A 20,954-nucleotide genomic window follows, 5' to 3' on the forward strand; every position below is an offset into this window, starting at 1 on the left:
GCTATTCACCCTCTTCTAAAATAGTTTCTAAACCATAAAAGAAACCTGTTCTTTTATATACTTCTCTGATCCCAAGTAATACACCAGGAATATAGCAATCCCTACTAATCGCATCATGCCTAATGGTTAATATTTGCCCAACTCCACCAAATATTATCTCTTGATGGGCAACCAAACCAGGAAGTCTTACACTATGTATATTCACACTGTCTACTTTTCCACCTCTTACATTAGGTATTTTTTCTATTTTAGTTGCATCAAAATGAGACAAATTTCTCTTTTTCAGCTCTTCCGCTAATATCTCCGCAGTGAGTAATGCTGTTCCAGAAGGTGCATCTATTTTCTCATTATGATGAAGTTCAACTATTTCTACGTCTGGAAAATATTTTACTAATTCCTTAGCCATCTTAATCATTAATACTGCTCCCAAAGCAAAGTTTGGTGCAATTAAAACTGCAGATTTCTTTTCTTCAGTTTTTCTTTTTATATCTTCTATCATATCCTTTGAAAGTCCTGTAGTACCTATCACAGCCTTTTTACCTAAGTTTAGAACATATAATACATTCCTATATGCTGATTCAGCATTTGTAAAGTCTACAATAAGATCAAATTCTTCTGAAACATCCTCTATTTTTTCCCTAACTGGTATATTTAAATTTTCAACTCCAATAACCTTACCATATTCAATACCTGCACCTTTAGGGTCCACTGCTGATACCAATTGGATATCATTTGATAAAGCAATTGCTTTACCTATAACTGTACCCATTTTCCCCAAGGCTCCACAAAGAACAGCTTTTATCATAAAATCTCACCTCTTTCTATTATATTTTTTAAACGTTTATTAACAGGACCTACAATAGTTAAAGAAAATGGTCTATAAAAAATAGACTCTACTGTATCCAACACATCAATAAGCTTTACTCTTCTTATATTCTTAATAGTATCAATAAAAGGAATAATCTTATCATAAATTAAGATAGAATCTAAATAATAATATAAACGATATTTAGGAGATTCCATACTCATTAGAAAGTTGTATATGCTTTGTCTTTTTGCAATATCCAATTCTTCTTTACTTATTCCATTGCTTTTTATTTTATCCAATTCTTTTTTAAGAGAGAATAAAGTTTCTTCTAAAAATCTCTCACTTGTTGCTGTATAAACAGAAAAAATACTAATATCCTTAAAGTTTATTCCCTGACTCTCAACATTGTAAACTAAACCTTTCTTTTCTCTTAATTCCTGAAATAAACGTGAGCTTAATCCACCGCCTAAAATAATTGATAAAAGATAAAGAGAAAACTTTTTTACATCTTTTGGATTATAACCCTCAGTACCATAAAGAATATGTACTTGTTCAAACTTCTCCTCAACAACAGTTTTATTAGGATTAAATTTAGGATTTTCTTCTACTTTTTCAATATCGATTTTTCTATTTATGAAAACTCTCTCAAGAATACTGCTTACTTTTTTTAGAGATAAGTCCCCACTGATAGCAATAATCATATTATCAGGAGTATAGTTTTTATAAAAATAGTCCAACAATCTTTCTATAGTGATAGACTCAACAGTTTTTTCTGTCCCTAAAATCTCTCTTGCTAATGGGTGACCATTGAGTGAACTTTTTAAAAACAAGTCCAAAACAATTTCCTCGGGAGAATCTTTATACATTCTAATCTCTTCTTTTACTACTTCTTTTTCTAAGGTTAAATCTTTTTCTGTAAAATCTGGGTTTTGAATAATTTCAGAAAGGAGATTAATTCCTCTAACAAAATGAGATCTCAAAAGTTTTAAAGTGAAATAGGTTCCTTCTCTTGTAGTAAAAGCATCTACTTCTCCACCAAGTCTATCTATTTCTAAATGGATATTTCTACTTTTCTTGTGATTACTTTTAAATAGAAGATGTTCTAATAAGTGGGTAATGCCATGCTCATCTTCTTTTTCATCTCGGGAACCAACATTAACATACAGAATAATATCTACACTTTTTCTATTGGGGGTATGTTCAAATATTAATTTAAGACCATTGTCTAAAGTTAAAAACTGCGGGTTCATCAAATATCACGTCTTGTTAAGCTAATCCTCCCTTGTGGATCAATAGATTCCACTTTAATTAAAATCTCATCCCCTAAATTTACCTCTTCTCTTACCTGTTTCTTCCCTTGATTTACAGTCTTATATTTTGATATATGAAGTAAGCCTATTTTACCTGGTAGAATTTCTATAAAAGCCCCATAATCTGTTACCCTAACCACCTTGCCTAAGAAAACATCACCCTCTTTAATATCCTTTGTATAATCTTGGACCATTTGAGCTGCTTTTTCCGCTGATTCCATATTAGGGGCAGAAATTATTACTAAACCTTCTGGTTTTATGCTAATTTCGGTTTTTGTTTCTTCAATTATCTTTTTAATATTTTTCCCACTTGGACCAATCAAATCTCCTATCTTAGATGGATTAATTTCCACAACCTTAATTCTTGGAGCGTAAGGAGATATCTCAGGTCTTGGAGCAGAAATCACACTATCCATAATATCTAAAATTTTCAATCGAGCTTCTCTTGCCTGATAAACAGTTTTTTTAATAATCTCATAAGTTAATCCATCTACCTTAATATCTAACTGTACAGCAGTTATTCCATTTCTTGTACCAGCTATCTTAAAATCCATACCTCCTAAAGCATCCTCTAAACCCTGTATATCTGTTAAAATTTCAAACTCTTCACCATCTTTTATTAATCCCATTGCCACTCCTGCAACAGATGTTTTAATCGGCACACCTGCGTCCATTAAAGCCAAACTACTACCGCACACACTTGCCATAGAAGTTGAACCATTTGAGGATAAAACCTCTGAGACTAATCTAATGGTATATGGAAAATCTTCCTCCTTAGGTATTAATGGAAGTAGAGCCCTTTCTGCTAAAGCACCATGTCCAATTTCTCTTCTTCCAGGACCTCTCAATGGTTTGACTTCACCAACAGAGTACGGCGGGAAATTGTAATGATGCATATATCTCTTAGGAGGGCTTTCAATTACACTTTCTATGATTTGTTCTTCTCCAGCTCCTAAGGTGGCTACTGTTAAAACCTGAGTTTCTCCTCTTTGGAATAATGCTGAACCATGTACTCTTGGTAATACTCCTACACTACAACTTACAGGTCTGATTTCATCAAGTTTTCTTCCGTCTACCCTTCTTTTCTCCTTTAAAACTAATCTTTTGATGAGATTTTTTGCTATTTCATTTATGATTTCATCTACCTGCTTAACTTTCTCTCCATATAAGGGCTCTAAATACTTTGCTATATTTTTCTTTAGATCTTCTAATGCTTTTTGTCTCTCAGACTTACTTGGTGTTAGAATAGCATTCAAAATTTGTTCTTCGGTAGTAAGCTTCAATACATCATTCTTTAATTCTTCATCAATTACATATGGAGTATAAGGGAATGGTGAAGGATTTATCTTCTCTAAAATTTCCTCTTGAATCTTAATGGATGCCTGTAAAGCTTCATGACCCCTTATAACTCCCTCAATGAAAATATCTTCAGGAACTTCTACCCCGTCACCTTCCATCATAAAAACTCTATCTTTTGTACCTGCTACAACTAAATTAAGTAGAAGGTTCGGGAAGATGTCCGCTGTTGGATTTATATACCAATCTTTACCATCCCATCCAACACGAACAGCACCTACCGGACCATTAAAAGGAAGTCCTGCCAACATTATTGCACATGAAGCCCCAATAATTCCTGGCACATCAGGATAGTTTAATTGATCCACTGCCAAAACAGTTACTATTATCTGAACCTCATGTCTGAAATCCTTGGAAAAAAGTGGTCTCAAGGGTCTATCAATAAGTCTTGCCATTAAAATCTCGGTTTCTGAAGGCTTTCCTTCCCTCTTTAAAAATCCTCCAGGAATTTTACCAGCAGCATAAAGTTTTTCAATATATTCAACAGTGAGTGGGAAAAAGTCAATATCTTCCCTTGGCTCCTCAGAGGCAACAACAGTAACAAGGAGCACTGTTTCTCCATATCTGATAAGGACGGAGCCTGTTGCCTGCCAAGCAACTTTTCCAATCTCAATTATTAGATCTCTTCCAGCAAATTCCTGCTTAAAAGTATAAGATTCCCGCATAATTATCTTCTCAAACCTAACTCTTGTATCAACTTTTTATATCTTTCTGCATCTTTTTCTTGCAAGTAATTTAGCAACTTTCTTCTTTTACCAATCATCTTAAGAAGCCCCACACGAGAATGATAGTCCTTCTTATGGACCTTTAAATGCTCCGTTAGTTTCCTAATCTTTTCTGTTAACAAAGCAATCTGTACTTCAGGAGATCCTGAATCATTCTCGTTGATTCTAAATTTTTCAATTATTCTTCTTTTTTCTTCCTTTGTTAGAGCCATTCTGTTACCTCCTTCTTTATTCCAAAAAATCGCCTATAGCGATGGTAACCCATCACTATAGGTTAATAATATTTTAGCACACAAATAAACTTTTTCCAATATTATTTCAATTGATTCTTTGCTTCTTCAATAATTGCCAGTTCTTTTTTCAATATTTCTTCTACTTTTATTAATAAAGATAAAGCATACTTTTCTGCCTCTCTTTTTATCTCTTCTGCCTCCTTTTCTGCTCTCTGCGTTATAGTATTCTCATTTAAAAGATAATCCGCTTTCTCTCTTGCTATTTTAACTATAGCTTCAGCTTCCTTTTTTGCTTCGTCTATTATCTCATCTTTATTTTTCAAAATCTCATTTGCCTCTATTATTTCATTAGGCAGAATATGGTCTAATTCATTAATAAGTGATTTTAATCTGTCATAATCAATGATTACTCTATCTATTATAGGTATTACAAAACTTTTTTCCAATAATTTCTTCAATTCACTTATAAGCTCAATAGATCTATTTAACATCTTTCCCTCTAAATTTTTTATAAAGGCTTTTCGCAACTATATCAGGAACCAAGTCTTTTATACATCCCCCAAATCTTGCTATCTCTTTTACCATACTTGAGCTTAGGTATGCATATTTTGCATCAGTTATCAAAAAAACAGTCTCACATTCAGGATATAATTTTTTATTAGCTAAAGCCTGCTGAAACTCATATTCAAAATCTGATACTGCCCTCAACCCTCTAATTATAACCTTTGCATCAACCTTCTTCAAATATTCTACCAATAGTCCATCAAAATAATCTACTTTGACATTTTCTATATCTTTTACGCTTTCTCTTAGCATTTCCAACCTTTCTTCTAATGTGAAAAAGGGCTTTTTTGCTACATTTTGAGCTACAGCAACAATAAGCTCATCGTAGATTTTAGCTCCTCTTCTTATAATATCTAAATGACCATTTGTAACAGGATCAAAACTACCTGGATAAACTGCTCTTCTAAGCATATAAAAATTTTACTCCATTTTGTAATAACTGAAAAGAGTCTCACCAAAAATTTTTTTATTAATTAAATTCAATTTATCAACCCTCTCAGGAAGATCAATTTTCTTATGATGTTCAACAACTATGATTCCACTACTCTTTAACCATTTGTTTATACTTAACAACTCTAAGACATCCTTTATTTTAGGTCCCAATTCGTATGGGGGATCCATAAAGATTACATCAAAGGATTCTAAGGGATTTTTAGAAAGAAATTTAAACACATCAAAATTATACACTTCTACCCTACCCTCTAAACCTAATCTTTTTGCATTAATTTTTAAAAGTTTTACTGCAGGTAGGTAGTTCTCGACAAAAACAACCTTTTTAGCTCCCATACTTAGAGCCTCAAAACCTATAATGCCTGATCCCGCAAATAATTCTAAAAAAAGAGAATCCTGAATGAATGATCTAAGAGTATTAAACAGAGACATTCTTACCATTTCCATGGTAGGTCTATATTTTTTACCCTTCAAAGTTTGTATAGTTTTACCCTTTAATTCACCATGCAGAATTTTTATCTCATGGGGCAAGGATCTTTACCTTTTTATTTTCAATATTTTTTCTCAAAGGAGAATATTCTTCTTTCTCTAAATTTGGATCTTCATTTAAAATCTCAAAGGCTTCTTTTCTTGCGATTTCAAGAATTCTAAGATCCCTTGTTAAATCAGTAAGTTTTAAATCTGGAAGCCCATGCTGTTTTGTTCCAAGAAATTCACCAGGACCACGTAACTCCAAATCCTTGTTAGCAATAACAAATCCATCATTTGTCTTAACAAAGATTCCCAATCTCTCTTTTACATCTTCAGAGCTTAGATTTGCTATAAGAAAACACAAAGATTGAGTCTCACCTCTTCCTATTCTACCTCTCAATTGATGAAGTTGGGCAAGTCCAAACCTATGAGCATCCTCTATAACCATAACCGATGCATTAGGAACATCTACACCTACCTCAATAACTGTAGTAGCCACTAATATTTGAATTTTTCCCTGTCTAAATTCTTCCATGATCCTAACTCTCTCTTCCCTTGGCACAAGTCCATGGATTAATCCAATATTAAAATTTGGGAAAAACTTTTTCAGTCTTTCATAAATTTTTGTGGCAGATTCTGCCTCTATCTTTTCTGATTCTTCTATTGTTGGACAAACCACATAAGCCTGTTTTCCAGCCAAAATTTCCTTTCCAAGTAGTTCATAAACCTTCTTCCTTTCGGAAGAAGAGAATAAATATGTACTTACTGGTTTTCTTCCAGGTGGTAACATATCAATAACTGAAACATCAAGCTCACCATATATGGTTAAGGCTAAGGTTCTTGGAATAGGAGTTGCGGTCATGACTAATAGATGTGGATTATCTCCCTTTTCCCATAATTGAGTCCTTTGTATAACTCCAAACTTGTGTTGCTCATCAATGATAACTAAAGCTAATTTTTTGAATTTTACTTCCTCCTGAATTAAAGCATGGGTACCTATGACAATAGGTAAAGTACCATTTCTTAAAGATTCCAGTATATATCTTCTTTCTTTTTTTGATGTACTGCCTGTTAAAAGAGCAATCTCTATACCATATTTCATAAACATAGGGAACAACCTATTATAATGCTGTTCTGCCAAAATTTCTGTTGGTGCCATATAGGCGGATTGATACCCATTCTCTACTGCAAGTAGCATAGCAAGTGCAGCGACTATGGTCTTACCAGAACCAACATCACCCTGAAGAAGCCTATGCATGGGTCTTCCAGAAGCAAGATCCACTTTTATCTCTTCCCAGACCCTTTCTTGAGCAGGAGTTAATTTAAAGGGTAGATCTTCAATAAATTTTTTAACTAAAGGTGTATCTGTTTTAAAAACAGGAGCATTGCAAAATTCAATCTCTTTCTTTTTTTGTACCAAAAGAATCTGCATCAAAAGAAGTTCCTCAAAAACAAGCCTTTTAGTGGCACTTCCCATTAATAGGAAGGATGTAGGAAAATGCTTCTCAAATACACTAATAGGCTTATCCATTAAATTGTATTTTTCTTTCAATCTTGGTGGCAAATTATCTTCTATAAAGGGAGCGTACTGGTTCAATACATCATATATTAACTGTCTCATAACCTTTTGAGACAGACCTTCAGTTAAAGAATAGATAGGAACAATTCTCCCTACATGTAAAGTTTCCTCTTTTCCTTCCTCCAATATTTCATATTCTGGATTCTCTATCTCAAGGTATCTGTATCCTTTTTGTACAATTCCAGAGAGTAAAATTTCTGAACCGATAGGAATATTTTTCTTTATAAATTTTTGATTGTACCAAATAGCATAAATAAAACTTGATCCATCTGTTAATTTGGCACGAAGTATAGGTATACCTTTATACGGTGTTTTTCCCTCCTCATAATCAATTACTTTTACCCTTAAAGTGACTTTTTCCCCTATTCCTACTTGTGATATCCTTTTTAAACGGGATCGATCATCATAGTCTCTTGGATAGTAATATATTAAATCCTCTAAGGTATGTATCTCTAACTTCTCCAGTAGTTTTGCCCTTTTTGGACCAACCCCTTTTATAAACTGGACAGGTTTTTGGAAGAAATCCTCATCGGTATAGTATTCAATAGCTAAATCAAGAATATCAAAAATTTGGGATATAGCTTTTTTTCTCTCTTCTAAGTTTTTTTCAGAATAACCAGTGATTAACTCCAATACTTTTGAAGTCCAATATCCTTTCCATTGAGGAAATTGATTAATAATAGCTTTGGTTGTTTTTTCTAAACCATATTTTATGCTTTTATCGGAATAATTAGTAGAAATTTCGTTCTCTAATATTTCCTTTAATCTTTTTAGTAATTTTATGCGATCTTTACTGAGAACATTCATTCTAACCCTAAGTAGTAATAGTAAAAGGGTTGTCCACCATACATTAATTCAATAGTTAAATTGGGATATGTTTCTGTTAATTTATTATAAAGTTTTTCCGCCTCTTCTTTACTAACTTCCTTCCCATAATACAAAGTAATAAGCTCTATTTTTTTCTCCTGGTTAATAATGTTATTAATTAGATTTATAACTACTTCTTCTATACTTTTACCAACATACACTATTTTATCATCAACTATACCTAATATATCTCCTTCACTAATAGAAAAGCCATTTATATTTGAATCTCTAATGGCTTTAGTTACTTCACCTACTCTTATCTTATTAATGCTATTTTCAAATTTACTCTTTATTTGTTCAATGGAATCCCTTGGATTATATTCTATTAATGCTCTTATCCCCTCTAAAACATGCTTTGTCGGAATTATTATAACCTTGTCATTATATAACTTTTCTACTTGTTGAGCTGCTAATATAACATTCTTGTTATTTGGAAATAGAAAGATTTTTTTTGCATTTACCTGCTCAATAGCACTAATCAATGATTCTACACTGGGATTTAGTGTTTGACCACCATTTATAATGTAATCAACAGAAAAGCTTCTAAATATTTCATTTATTCCATCTCCCCATGAAACTACCACAAATCCAATCTCTTTTTCTTCCTTCTTTTTTGTGGCTTGAGAATCTATCTCTTTTCTAATTCTCTCCTCATGCTGTTCCGCCATATTGTCTATTTTTATTCTTGATAGGCTTCCAAATTGTAGAGCTTTATCCAAAACCTTTCCAGGATTATTTGTATGTATGTGGACCTTTAACATTCCAGGAGCCTCTGCAGTTACGATACTATCTCCTTGCGATTGCAAGAAACTTTTGAATTCTGAAAAATCGACATTTTCCTGAGATACAATGACAAACTCTGTACAATACTGATATGTAAGAACCTGTTTTTCAATTACCTCTAACTCAGGTCTTTCTTTTATTAGTGTCTCTTCCTTCTCAACCTTTATTCTTTCTCCTAATAGTCCCCTATAGAATCCTTCCCAAAAATAAACAAGTCCTTGTCCACCTGCATCTACGACTTGGGCTTCTTTTAAAATTGGCAAAAGATTAGGAGTATTTAAAAGGGCTTCTTTTGCTTTTTCCAACATTCTCCTTGTTATTTCTACAATATCTTTTGTATCCTTAAGGGAGCGTGTTGCTTCTTTAACTCCTTCTCTAAGTACTGTAAGAATTGTTCCCTCTGTTGGTTTTAATACTGCTCTATAGGCAACCTTAGTTGCTTCTTGCCAAGCCTTTACCCATGTAATTGCATCTACTTTTTCTTTGTCCCTTATATACTCTGCGAATCCTCTTATTATCTGAGAAAGAATAACACCTGAATTTCCCCTTGCTCCCATAAGTGAGCCTTTTATTGCAGATTCTGCAACGTTTTTCAAGGTTTTAACTTTTTGCTTTTTAATTTCATTAAGGGTTGATTTTAATGTATATAACATGTTTGTGCCTGTATCTCCATCGGGTACAGGAAAAACATTTAATAAATCAACCTCTTCCCTATGTAGTTCCAATTGATTTACTGCATTTTCAAATAAACTTTCTAATAATTCTCCATTTATCTCCAATACCTTTTGCAAGCTAACCTTCCTCCCAATTAAATGTTTCTTCTTTTTTATCCTCCATAACTCTTATTCCCCATACATTCACATTAATTTCTTTTATTGATAAGCCAGTTATTCTCTCCAAATTCCATTTTACTCTTTCCATAACATTATGAGCAACCTCTGGAATTCTCACTCCATAAGCAACAATTACATAAAGCTCTATGATTAATCCCTCTTCAGTTACATGGACTTGAACCCCTTTATTTATCTCTTCTAAATGGAGGAGTTCTGATATTCCATCCATTATACTTCTAACAGCCATTCCTACTATACCATAGCTTTGCAATGCAGAAAGACTTGCCAATGTAGCAATGGCATTCTCTGAGATTTCCACCCAGCCAATCTCTGTATAGTACCTTTGAGAAGATTTATTTCCAGTCTTATATATATAATCTCGGATCCAACGCATCTCTTAAACCATCCCCTAAAAGATTAAAGCCAAAAACTACTATCATAATGACAACACCTGGGGCTACAGGATACCACCATCTACTCCTCAAATAAGCTAATCCAGCCTGCACCATAGAGCCCCAACTTGGAGTTGGTGCCTGCACACCTAAGCCAAGAAAACTTAACCCAGCCTCTAACATGATCATACCGCCCATTCCTAAAGTAGCCTCAATGATTATTGGAGATAAAGCATTGGGAAGAATATGTCTAAATAGAATTCTCCATGTTGATGCACCAATTGCTTTTGCACTGGCAATAAAATCTCTTTCTCTTAAACTCAATACTTGTCCTCTAACAATTCTTGAGACGCCCGCCCATCCTATAAGAGCCACCGCTATGTATAAATTTTGAATGCCTGTTCCTAAGGTTGCCACTACCGCTATAACGAAAAGAAGAAAAGGAAAGGCAAAAAGAATTTCTACTATTCTCATTATAAGATCATCAATCCATCCGCCATAATATCCTGCAATTAGTCCCATAACAGTTCCTAAGGAGATGGATATAATCTGAGCAAAAAAGGCAATTTGAAGAGAGGTACGAGCCCCATGGATTAGTCTACTTAGTATGTCTCTACCAAACTCGTCAGTTCCTAAAATATGTTCTCTGTTTGGAGGAAGTAGGGATTTGGACAAATCTACTTGTAGAGGATCGTAAGGAGCAATATGGGGAGCAAATAGAGCAACAATGACAAAAACTAATACTATAATAAAGCCAACAATCGCTAATTTATTCTTAATTAATCTTTTTATAGCAATTCTCCATAAGCTTCTTGGTTTTCTAACTCCCTGACTTTTCATAACATTTTCTACGGCCATTTATTAAAACCTCCTTATTCATAACGAATCCTTGGATCAATAAGTGCATACGAAATATCTACAACCAAATTTGCAATAATATAGATAAAAGCAATAAATAATACTGTACCCTGAATAATAGGAAGGTCTCTATCCAGAATCCCTTGCACAGTTAATCTACCAAGACCTGGCCAAGCAAAAATGGTCTCTGTCAATACTGCTCCGGTTAAAAGATCACCAACAACCATACCTGCATAGGTAACAACAGGTATAAGTGCATTTCTCAAAGCATGTTTAAATATAACTAATCTTTCGGGCACTCCCTTTGCCCTTGCTGTAATAATATATTCTTGCCTTATAACTTCTAACATTGATGACCTTGCGAGTCGAGCAAAATAAGCAGCAGGTCTTGTTCCTAAAGCAATTGCAGGAAGCACGACCGCCTTTAACCCATATTCACTTATGTATCCTCCTAAAGGGAACCATCCCAAATTATAACTAAAAATCAATAAAAGAATAATACCAACCCAATAAACAGGGGCAGATACCCCTAATAAAGCAATAACCATGGCTGTATAATCAAACACAGAATACTGTTTTACTGCGGATATGATTCCTGCAGTAACTCCAAGTCCAATAGCAATAATAAAAGCAAATAAAGCCAAAACTATAGTAGCCTTAAATCTTTCTAAAATAGATTCTAATACTGGAATATTTGTTTTAAATGATCTTCCAAAATCAAGCCTTATTATTCTACCTAAAAATAAAAAATATTGAATATACCAAGGTCTATCTAATCCCCAACTCTTTCTAATCTGTTCTAATACTTCGGGATCTGCACGTTGTCCTGCAATTAATCGGGCTGGATCTCCAGGAGCAATATAAAATAACGCAAATGTAATCAATGTAACTCCAATAAATACTGGTATTGCTTGAATTAATCTTCTTATTAGATATCTATACAACTCTTATCTCTCCTCCTTCTATATAATTTCAGGAGGGGAAATTTCCCCTCCTGAGACAAGATAAATTATTTCTTAGATAACCAAACAACTCTATATCTTACACCGGAAAGTCCTGTTAATGGATCTACATACAATCCATGGACCCATGGTTGATATATTGGTTGAGAAACGTAGTAGTAAATAGGTACAATAGGCATATCCTCTAATATGATTCTTTCTGCCTCATTATAGTATTTAACTCTTAAATTCCAACTGGATACTTTTCTTGCTTTATTAGTTAACTCATCAACCTTTGGATTCTCATAGAAGCTATGATTTCCACCCTCTCCAAAGTTTGCTGAGTTGAAGAGTACCCATAGGAAGTTGTCTGGATCAATATAGTCTGCAACCCATCCAAGTCTATATACAGGAAGCTTACCTTTATCTAATAGGTCTAAGTAAACTGCCCAGTCATAATTCTGTATCTTTGCATTAATACCTATAGCTAATAAATTAGCCTGAATTGCTTCCATAATTCTTTGATGAGCCTTGCTTGAGTTATAGTATATTACAACCTCAGGAAGTCCTTTTCCACCAGGATATCCTGCTTTCTCTAATAATTTCTTTGCCTCTTCCACATTATAACTGAAGTTTTCTTTTGCCCAATTATATAAGTCTTTACTGAAACCAGGCATTGATGGAGGAAGAATTGTATATGCAACTTCCGCTCTATTTCTTCTTATAACTTTTACAATAGAATCTTTATCTATAGCTCTCGCTATTGCCCATCTTAGATATTTGTTATCAAAGGGTTTCTGTTTTACATTAAATCCTAAGTAATAAATACCAAGAATTGGTTTCGATAAGATATATGGTTTGTATTTTGGATCGTTACTTACCCTATCCCATTCAGGATCAGGAACACCCGTTATATCAAGATTCCCTTTCTCAAAATTCATAAAGTCTACATTCTCATCAGGAATTATTGCCCATTCTATTGCATCGGTATATGGTCTTCCTCTAAAGTATTTTAGATTGGCTTTAACTCTTATTTTTACATCATGTTTCCATTCATCAAATATATAAGCTCCAGTTCCTACAGGCTTAGTTGCAAAATCTTTTCCAAGTTTCTCAACCTCTTCCTTAGGAACAACCCAGAAACATGAATAAGTTAAAGTAGATAGGAAGGGAGCAAAAGGTTCTTTTAATGTTATTTCTAATATGTATTTACTTTTTGCCACCACATCCTTGATTGGGTCTGTGAAGTTTGCCCTTGGTGATGCAGTCTTTGGATCCATTACTCTCTTTATTGAGTATACGAAGTCCTCTGCAGTAACTTTTCTTCCGTTATGGAAGTATACATCATCTCTTAAATAAAAGGTATACTTGAGCCCATCATTAGATATACTCCAACTTTTTGCTATAACAGGGACTACTTTCCCATTAGGATCATATTCTACCAAACCATCAAATATTTGCCTTGCTACCTCATCGGATGCTGTATCTGTTATCATCGCAGGGTCTAATGTTGGTGGATCATTTACCAAACTTCTTCTCAATACACCACCATATTGGGGTGTTTGAGCTAAAGAAGACCCAAATAAGGTAATTAAGAAAACTAATAAAAGAAGAATACTTATACGTTTCATAGCATACCTCCTTACAAAATATAAACTTTTTTTGGAAAAAATTTTTTAAGTAAATCACCTCCTCATTTAATTAAGAATAAAAGAGTAGAAGTAATCATGAAAAGAATTGCAAGAACTACCGTAGCTTGTTTTAAGGTTCTCTCCATTTTTCTCTTTGCTTTATAAAATACAGAAGCTCCACCACCAATGAAGCCCAAACCTTCTCCAACTTCAGATTGGAATAATATTACCGCAATTAACCCAATTGATATTAGAAAATGAAGAATCAAAAGTACTGTAAACATTCTCATCTCTCCTTATTTTAAATTTTTACTATTTCCCAAAAGCTTTTTGCCTTTAAACTTGCTCCACCCACTAAAGCGCCGTCAATTTCTGGCTGTGACAAAAATTCACCAATATTATTTGGATTTACACTCCCCCCATACTGAATTCTAACCTTTTGGGCTACCTCCTGAGAATATTTTTCCTTTATAACATTCCTAATTAAAAGGGCTACTTCATTTGCATCCTCACCTTTTGCTGAGTGCCCTGTTCCAATAGCCCATACAGGTTCGTATGCTATTACTAAATTTTGCAATTTATCTCCATCAATTCCTTCTATTGCTTTAGAAACTTGTCTTATAATTACTTCCTCAGTTTTACCTTTCTCTCTTTCTTCCCATTTTTCTCCTACACATAGAATTGGAGTTAGTCCAAATTCATATGCAGATTTTATTTTTTTGTTTACATTTTCATCAGTCTCTCCAAAATATTGTCTTCTTTCAGAATGCCCAATAATAACATACTCACAGTCTAAGTCTTTAAGCATTATTGGAGAAATCTCCCCCGTAAAAGCACCTTCTTTTTCCCAAAAAAGATTTTGTGCTCCTAATTTAAAAGGAGTACCTTTCAGTAAATTCCGAGCCACATAAAGGGATGTAAAGGGTGGACAAATTACTACTTCTTTATCTTCGTAATTAGAAGCAAGCTCTATAAACTCCCTTATAAATTCCTCCGTCTCATGGGTAGTCTTATACATCTTCCAGTTTGCAGCTATAATTTTTTTTCTCATACTTCCTCCTTATTACACTAATCTTATTGTATTAATCTTATAAGTTTGTAAATAACCTTCTTTATAGCATTTCTTATTTTCCCAAAATTTGCTCCAGGATTCGCTACAACAACTAATGTTGCAGGCTTTCCTTCAATTGGATAAATAAAAACTGCTCCCTCCTCAAATATGATTATTACTTCCTTTGTGGAACCCTTTGCTAATTCATTTCCTATCATAGTAGTAGCTCTTAACCCACCCGATGCAACAGCCCCCAGAGCCTCTGGATCTATTGAATCCTTAGTTGCTTTATCAATTACTAAACCATCATCACTGGCAAGAAGAGAAACCTGGACACCCTCAATTTCAAGAATCTCATTTAAAATAGGTTGAAAGTCAGCCAAAGTCTCCCCCTCTAAATTTTATTTATCTTTAAGAACCGCAATACCGGGCAAAGTTTTCCCCTCGAGAAATTCTAAAGAGGCTCCTCCACCTGTGGATATATGTGTAAATTTATCCTCAAGACCAAATTTTGCCACGGCAGATGCGGTATCTCCACCTCCCACAATACTTACACAATTCTTATTATTGGCAATAGCCTCTGCAATCTTCTTCGTTCCCTCAGCAAATTTGTCCATCTCGAATATTCCCATTGGTCCATTCCAAATAATAGTCTTTGCATTTTTAATCTCTTCAACAAACTTACTTATAGAATTTGGACCGATATCTACACCTATATCATCTGGTGCAAATTCCCCCATTTTCTTTATAGTAGTCTCTGTATTCTCAGAAATTTCTTTTACTACAACTGCATCATCTGCAATAATAAGTTTTACTCCCTTTTCTTTTGCCATATTTATAAATTCCTTAGCTAACTCTATTTTATCTTCTTCCAGTTTTGATTTACCTACTTCATATCCAAGAGCCTTCCAAAAAGTAAACATCATTCCTCCACCAATTAGTAACGCATCTACCTTACCAAGAAGATTCTGAATAACTCCTATCTTATCAGAAACCTTTGCACCACCCAAAATACATACAAAGGGTCTTTCTGGACTCTCTAACGCCTTTCCCATAATTTCTATTTCTTTTTTTACCAATAAACCAGCATAAGCAGGTAAATATTGAGCAACACCAGCAGTTGAGGCATGGGCTCTATGAACAGTACCAAAAGCGTCACTTACATAAATATCTCCTAATTTTGCTAATTTCTTGGCAAATTCAGGATCATTTGCCTCTTCCTCTTTATAGAATCTAACATTCTCCAATAAAATTACTTCCCCTGGTTTCATATTATTTACTTCTTTTTCAACTTCCTCACCAATACAATCATTAAGTTTTTTCACTGGTCTTCCTAAAAGCTCACTTAATCTTTTTGCTACAGGATCAAGACGTAAATCATCCTGAAATCCCTTTGGTCTTCCTAAATGAGACATAAGAATAACTTTTGCCTGTTTTTCTATTAGGTATTGAATTGTAGGTAAGGCTTCTCTAATCCTTCTATCATCTGTAATAACTCCGTTCTTTATAGGAACATTAAAATCAACTCTTACTAATACCCTCTTTCCCCTCAGTTCTTCATCCTTTAAATCCAATATCGTCATTTTAGCCATTATCAATTCCTCCCTTCTTTTAAGAATATTATAGAATTGTGAGTTTTTTTGTCAAATGAAATTAATATAAAAACTTATTAATTATGAATTTTGCTAATTTATCAGGATCGTGTCTAACCATATCATTTTCATATATAAATTCACCCGTTAAAACCTCAACATCAAATTTTCCAAAATTCTCAATATCTGGATAAACTATATCTGCCCCTACAGCTCTATACTTTTTCAATAACTCTTCCTTTGGCACTTGAGTATTTATTATAACATAATCTACAGGAACAAACCCCAAATGCTCCACTATTACCCTTAAATGATCAGAGGCAGAGAAACCAATAGTCTCAAAAGGTTGAGTCATTACGTTACATATATAAACCTTTGGTACATTCACTTTTTTAAGAACATTCTTGATATCTTCAATCAAAAGGTTAGGAAGAATACTTGTGTAAAGACTACCAGGTCCAATTACTATTAAATGCGAATTTTTCAATGCATATAATGCCTCTGGTGTTGCTGTGATAGGGGTATCAGATACTAAAAAAAGTCTTTTTATCCTGCTTTTATGATATGAGGAGATAGCTGTTTCTCCAATTATTTCCTCACCGTTTTCAAACAATGCCTTAAGTTTTACTTTACACAAGGTTGATGGAAAAACCTGTCCTTTTATAGCTAATACCTTACTTGCCTCCTTAATCCCTAAAAGAAAATCCCCAAGAATATCCGCCATTGCTGCAAGAAACAAATTCCCAAAAGAGTGTCCCTTCAATTCTCCATTATTAAATCTATACTGGAACAGTTTTGTCATTAATGCTTCTTCATCAGCTAAAGCGACAAGACAATTTCTAATATCACCAGGTGGTAGAATATCTAAATCCCTTCTTAATCTTCCAGAGCTTCCCCCATCATCACTTACTGTAACGATAGCATTAAGCTTTAGAGGATATTTCTTCAATCCTCTTAATACTGTTGAGAGCCCTGTTCCTCCACCAATTATAGTTACGCTTTTCAATTCTTTCTTATGATACATCCTTATCAATATCTCTATGAAAAACTTTTACATAATATTTTGAGGACAAATAATCCTTTAATTCTTCAGCAATAACAACCGCTCTGTGTCTTCCTCCAGTACAGCCTATAGATATGTTAAGATAAGTTTTTCCCTCTTCCTGATACAACGGGATTAAAAAATCAAGAAGATTCTTTAGTTTGTTAAGAAACTCTTGAGTTTCTTTTCTCTCCAATACAAAATTTTTTACTTCCTTATCGAGTCCTGAAAGCTTTCTTAAATTTGGGTCATAAAAAGGATTAGGTAAAAATCTAACATCAAAGATTAAATGAGAGTCCAATGGAATTCCATATTTAAATCCAAAGGAGTATATTGTAATATTTAAATTTATTTTTAAGTTATATCCAAAATCTTCAATATATTGCAATATGATCTCTTTTAATTCCTTTGTCGTAGTTTTACTTGTATCAATAATGTAAGTTGCTAAGCTCCTTATGTCATTTAATCTTTCTTTTTCTAACCTAATACTCTCTAAAATACTTCTTCCCTCTTTTAATAAAGGATGTCTTCTCCTCGTCTCATTATATCTCCTAATTAAAACTTCTTCGTCCGCTTCTAAGAATAAAAGTATATATTTAGGAATAATCTTTTTTAGATCATTTAAGACGTCTCTAAAATTTTGAAGAAATTCCTCACTTCTAATATCAGAAACTAAAGCCACTTGGGATATTTTCCCATCAGTATTCATACATAAATCCACTAAAGTAGGTATCAAATTAGGTGGTAGATTATCAACACAGAAAAATCCACTATCCTCTAAAATATGTAATACTTGAGATTTTCCTGCGCCAGAAAGCCCTGTAATAATTATTAGCTGAAAATCATTCCTCATAGACTTTATTATATCTTATTTTTGATATAAAATAAATACTAAGTTTAATTTATTTTGGAGGGATAAAGGAAGGATGAATAAAAAAGCAATAAACGAAATATCAGTAATGCCAAAAAAAGAAAGAAAATTTTGGAAGGTTTTAAAATTTACAATTCTTACAGCTTTAATTTTAGTACTAATTTCTTTTACCTTTGCTTCCATATACGTAGTATCTGTACTAAAATCCGCTCCATCCATTGAGAAATGGACGGAGATAAGACCAAGTCAAACAACAATTATATATAGCAGTGACAATAAAATCTTAGGAAGGATCTATAAAGAGAATAGAATAATTGTTCCCCTCTATAAAATATCTCCATATTTACAAAAAGCAGTAATTGCTTCTGAAGATAAAGACTTCTATAACCATTCAGGAGTTAGCATAAGAGGAACAATTAGGGCTTTATGGAAAGATTTAACTGGTACAGGACCTTTGCAAGGAGGAAGTACAATAACACAACAAGTAGCTAAACTACTATTCTTGTCTCCAGAAAGAACCATAAGAAGAAAAATACAGGAAATTTACATTGCAACAAAATTAGAAAAATATTACACAAAACAGGAAATATTAGAGATATATTTGAATTTAGTTTACTGGGGAAATGGAGCATACGGTGCGGAGTCTGCAGCACAAACATACTTTGGAAAATCTGCAAAGGATCTAAATTTAGAGGAAAGTGCAATGCTTGCTGGAATACTCCCTGCACCTGAGTTATACAATCCCTTCAAAAATATTGAAAAGGCAAAACAATTAAGAAACATTGTCTTAGAAAAAATGTTAGAAGAAGGTTATATAAGCCAAGAAGAGTTTAAAAAGGCATATAACTCTCCAATTAAGTTAATAACTAAAAAAACATCCCAATATCTTGCTCCATATTTTTTTAATTATGTCCTCAAAGAATTAATTCAAAGATTTGGTGAAGAAACAGTTTATAAAGGTGGATTAAAAGTATACACAACGCTTGATCTAAATTTACAAAAATTTGCGGAGGATGCATTAAACAAAATTATTAATAAATATGGCAAAGACTACCATGTAAGCCAGGGAGCATTAATTGCTATAGAACCTAATACGGGATATATTAGAGCATATGTAGGAGGATTAGATTATAATAAAAGCCAGTTTGATAGGGTAAGTCAAGCAAAAAGACAACCTGGTTCAGCTTTCAAACCTTTTGTTTATCTCACTGCTATTCAGAGGGGATTTAAGCCCACAGATCTTCTTGAGGAAAGAGAGATATCCTATAAATTTGCAGGAAAAGTATGGAAGCCTCAAAACTATGATCAGAAATTACATGGAACAGTAACTTTAGAGGAAGCTTTAAAAAATTCTTACAATATAGCTACGATTATGTTATTAGAAGAGATAGGCGTGAGCGATGTTATAAAAAATGTAAAGAAAATGGGCATAGAAAGCGAAATAGAGCCAAGCTTAGCATTAGCTTTAGGATCGTATGTTGTTACACCATTAGAGCTAACAAGAGCCTACGCATGTATTGCAAATGGTGGATATAGAATAAATCCTATTGCCATACTGAGGGTTGAAGATAGCAAAGGGAATATACTTCTTTCAAATGAACCTCAATTAACAAAAGTTCTAGATACAGAGGTAGTAGCTACTTTGGTAAAGATGATGAAAAAAGTCATATTGGAAGGGACAGGGACAAGAGCAAATATAGGCAGACCATGTGCTGGAAAAACTGGAACTACTGATGATTATAGGGATGCATGGTTTATCGGATTTACTCCCGATCTTTGTACAGGCGTTTGGGTAGGAAATGATGACTATTCTCAAACCAAAAAAGTTGTAGGAGGATTTATTCCTGCTTTGATTTGGAGAGAATTTATGTCAAATGCTTTAAAAGATAAGCCGGCAAAAGACTTTGACTTTTTATATGCTCCTCCCCCAGAGGAAACATATACGGATACTCAAAGCCAAACAGAAACTAAAGCTCCATAGGATCTTTATGTCTTCTTATAAGTTCCTTAATAATATCCCTTAAGGAAAGATCTTTTGATACTAAAGCAATTAGTAAATGGTATAAAAGATCTGATGCCTCATAGATTAGCTCTTCTTTTTTATTTTTAATGCCTGAAATAACTGTCTCTATAGCTTCTTCTCCAACCTTCTGAAATATCCTCTCTTCACCCTCCCTAAAAAGCTCCGCAGTATAAGATCCCTCAGGTAATTTTTCTTTTCTATCTTTAATTACTTCTTCCAAATGAAACAAAAAATTTTCTTCTAAATTTTTAATTCCTCTAAAAAAGCAACTGAAATTTCCTGTATGACATGCCACACCTATCTGCTCAACCATTAACAAAAGAGTATCTCCATCACAATCTATTTTTATATCCTTCACTTTTTGTATATTACCAGAGGTTTCGCCCTTATGCCATAACTCTTTTCTACTTCTACTCCAATACCAGGCTTCTTTTGTTTCAATCGTCTTTATCAATGCTTCTTTATTCATATAAGCAAGCATTAATACCCTTCCAGTAATATAATCCTGTACTATGACTGGAATTAATCCTTTCTCATCAAATCTTACCAAACTTACAAGTTCATCAAAATCCAT

General features: G+C 33.5%; 21 protein-coding genes. 1 reads left to right on the forward strand and 20 read right to left on the reverse strand.

Translation table 11 applies throughout. The features are described 5' to 3' along the window. Position 1: 1 nt before the first annotated feature. The 19 genes from CBR30_01155 to CBR30_01245 form a co-directional block, all read right to left on the reverse strand. A complete protein-coding gene (locus CBR30_01155) occupies positions 2–805 on the reverse strand; it encodes a 4-hydroxy-tetrahydrodipicolinate reductase (protein PMQ02289.1) in 804 nt (267 codons plus the stop codon). Next, positions 802–2,058 (reverse strand): peptidase M16, encoded by a 1,257-nt coding sequence (locus CBR30_01160; GenBank protein PMQ02290.1) that lies wholly within the window; start codon positions 2,056–2,058, stop codon positions 802–804. Before CBR30_01160 ends, CBR30_01155 begins: the two co-directional genes overlap by 4 nt. Then, entirely contained in the window at positions 2,058–4,139 is a 2,082-nt protein-coding gene (locus CBR30_01165) for a polyribonucleotide nucleotidyltransferase (protein PMQ02291.1), read from the reverse strand. Before CBR30_01165 ends, CBR30_01160 begins: the two co-directional genes overlap by 1 nt. Positions 4,140–4,141: 2 nt before the next feature. Next, positions 4,142–4,411, reverse strand: a complete 270-nt coding sequence (locus tag CBR30_01170) for a 30S ribosomal protein S15 (GenBank protein ID PMQ02292.1) — start codon at positions 4,409–4,411, stop codon at positions 4,142–4,144. A 101-nt stretch (positions 4,412–4,512) separates the two neighbouring features. Then, the gene (locus tag CBR30_01175; GenBank protein PMQ02293.1) at positions 4,513–4,923 is read right to left on the reverse strand and encodes an ATPase; all 411 of its coding nucleotides are present in this window, start codon (positions 4,921–4,923) and stop codon (positions 4,513–4,515) included. Further along, positions 4,913–5,407: a pantetheine-phosphate adenylyltransferase gene (locus CBR30_01180; protein ID PMQ02294.1), complete on the reverse strand. Its 495-nt coding sequence runs from the start codon at positions 5,405–5,407 to the stop codon at positions 4,913–4,915. Before CBR30_01180 ends, CBR30_01175 begins: the two co-directional genes overlap by 11 nt. Positions 5,408–5,416: 9 nt before the next feature. Continuing rightward, on the reverse strand, positions 5,417–5,977 hold the full coding sequence (rsmD, locus tag CBR30_01185) for a 16S rRNA (guanine(966)-N(2))-methyltransferase RsmD (protein ID PMQ02295.1): 561 nt from the start codon (positions 5,975–5,977) through the stop codon (positions 5,417–5,419). Continuing rightward, entirely contained in the window at positions 5,967–8,303 is a 2,337-nt protein-coding gene (locus CBR30_01190) for an ATP-dependent DNA helicase RecG (GenBank protein PMQ02296.1), read from the reverse strand. Before CBR30_01190 ends, rsmD begins: the two co-directional genes overlap by 11 nt. Further along, entirely contained in the window at positions 8,300–9,937 is a 1,638-nt protein-coding gene (locus CBR30_01195; GenBank protein ID PMQ02297.1) for a fatty acid-binding protein DegV, read from the reverse strand. The genes CBR30_01190 and CBR30_01195 overlap by 4 nt, the downstream gene beginning before the upstream one ends. 1 nt (position 9,938) lies before the next feature. After that, positions 9,939–10,373 (reverse strand): Asp23/Gls24 family envelope stress response protein, encoded by a 435-nt coding sequence (locus tag CBR30_01200; GenBank protein PMQ02298.1) that lies wholly within the window; start codon positions 10,371–10,373, stop codon positions 9,939–9,941. Next, entirely contained in the window at positions 10,345–11,211 is an 867-nt protein-coding gene (locus CBR30_01205; protein PMQ02545.1) for a peptide ABC transporter permease, read from the reverse strand. Before CBR30_01205 ends, CBR30_01200 begins: the two co-directional genes overlap by 29 nt. A gap of 32 nt (positions 11,212–11,243) precedes the next feature. Further along, the gene (locus tag CBR30_01210) at positions 11,244–12,173 is read right to left on the reverse strand and encodes a peptide ABC transporter permease (protein ID PMQ02299.1); all 930 of its coding nucleotides are present in this window, start codon (positions 12,171–12,173) and stop codon (positions 11,244–11,246) included. A gap of 65 nt (positions 12,174–12,238) precedes the next feature. Next, positions 12,239–13,801, reverse strand: coding sequence for a peptide ABC transporter substrate-binding protein (locus CBR30_01215; GenBank protein ID PMQ02300.1), 1,563 nt, complete (start codon positions 13,799–13,801; stop codon positions 12,239–12,241). A gap of 62 nt (positions 13,802–13,863) precedes the next feature. Beyond that, positions 13,864–14,085, reverse strand: coding sequence for a preprotein translocase subunit SecG (secG, locus tag CBR30_01220; GenBank protein PMQ02301.1), 222 nt, complete (start codon positions 14,083–14,085; stop codon positions 13,864–13,866). Positions 14,086–14,102: 17 nt separating this feature from the next. Further along, on the reverse strand, positions 14,103–14,852 hold the full coding sequence (locus tag CBR30_01225) for a triose-phosphate isomerase (protein PMQ02302.1): 750 nt from the start codon (positions 14,850–14,852) through the stop codon (positions 14,103–14,105). Positions 14,853–14,875: 23 nt separating this feature from the next. Further along, complete coding sequence (locus tag CBR30_01230; GenBank protein ID PMQ02303.1) at positions 14,876–15,235, reverse strand: dynein regulation protein LC7; 360 nt, start codon at positions 15,233–15,235, stop codon at positions 14,876–14,878. Positions 15,236–15,253: 18 nt separating this feature from the next. After that, a complete protein-coding gene (gene pgk, locus CBR30_01235; protein ID PMQ02304.1) occupies positions 15,254–16,444 on the reverse strand; it encodes a phosphoglycerate kinase in 1,191 nt (396 codons plus the stop codon). A 61-nt stretch (positions 16,445–16,505) separates the two neighbouring features. Continuing rightward, the gene (locus CBR30_01240; GenBank protein ID PMQ02305.1) at positions 16,506–17,468 is read right to left on the reverse strand and encodes a hypothetical protein; all 963 of its coding nucleotides are present in this window, start codon (positions 17,466–17,468) and stop codon (positions 16,506–16,508) included. Continuing rightward, the gene (locus CBR30_01245) at positions 17,458–18,339 is read right to left on the reverse strand and encodes an RNase adaptor protein RapZ (GenBank protein ID PMQ02306.1); all 882 of its coding nucleotides are present in this window, start codon (positions 18,337–18,339) and stop codon (positions 17,458–17,460) included. Before CBR30_01245 ends, CBR30_01240 begins: the two co-directional genes overlap by 11 nt. A gap of 73 nt (positions 18,340–18,412) precedes the next feature. Between CBR30_01245 and CBR30_01250 the strand changes: the two genes are divergently transcribed. Next, positions 18,413–20,338, forward strand: coding sequence for a penicillin-binding protein (locus CBR30_01250; GenBank protein ID PMQ02307.1), 1,926 nt, complete (start codon positions 18,413–18,415; stop codon positions 20,336–20,338). Here CBR30_01250 and CBR30_01255 read toward each other — a convergent pair. Continuing rightward, positions 20,325–20,954 carry a bifunctional phosphoribosyl-AMP cyclohydrolase/phosphoribosyl-ATP pyrophosphatase gene (locus CBR30_01255; protein PMQ02308.1) on the reverse strand — a complete coding sequence of 210 codons (630 nt, stop codon included), beginning with the start codon at positions 20,952–20,954 and terminating at the stop codon, positions 20,325–20,327. The genes CBR30_01250 and CBR30_01255 overlap by 14 nt on opposite strands.

The organism is Dictyoglomus sp. NZ13-RE01 (genome assembly GCA_002878375.1).
Taxonomy (GTDB): domain Bacteria; phylum Dictyoglomota; class Dictyoglomia; order Dictyoglomales; family Dictyoglomaceae; genus NZ13-RE01.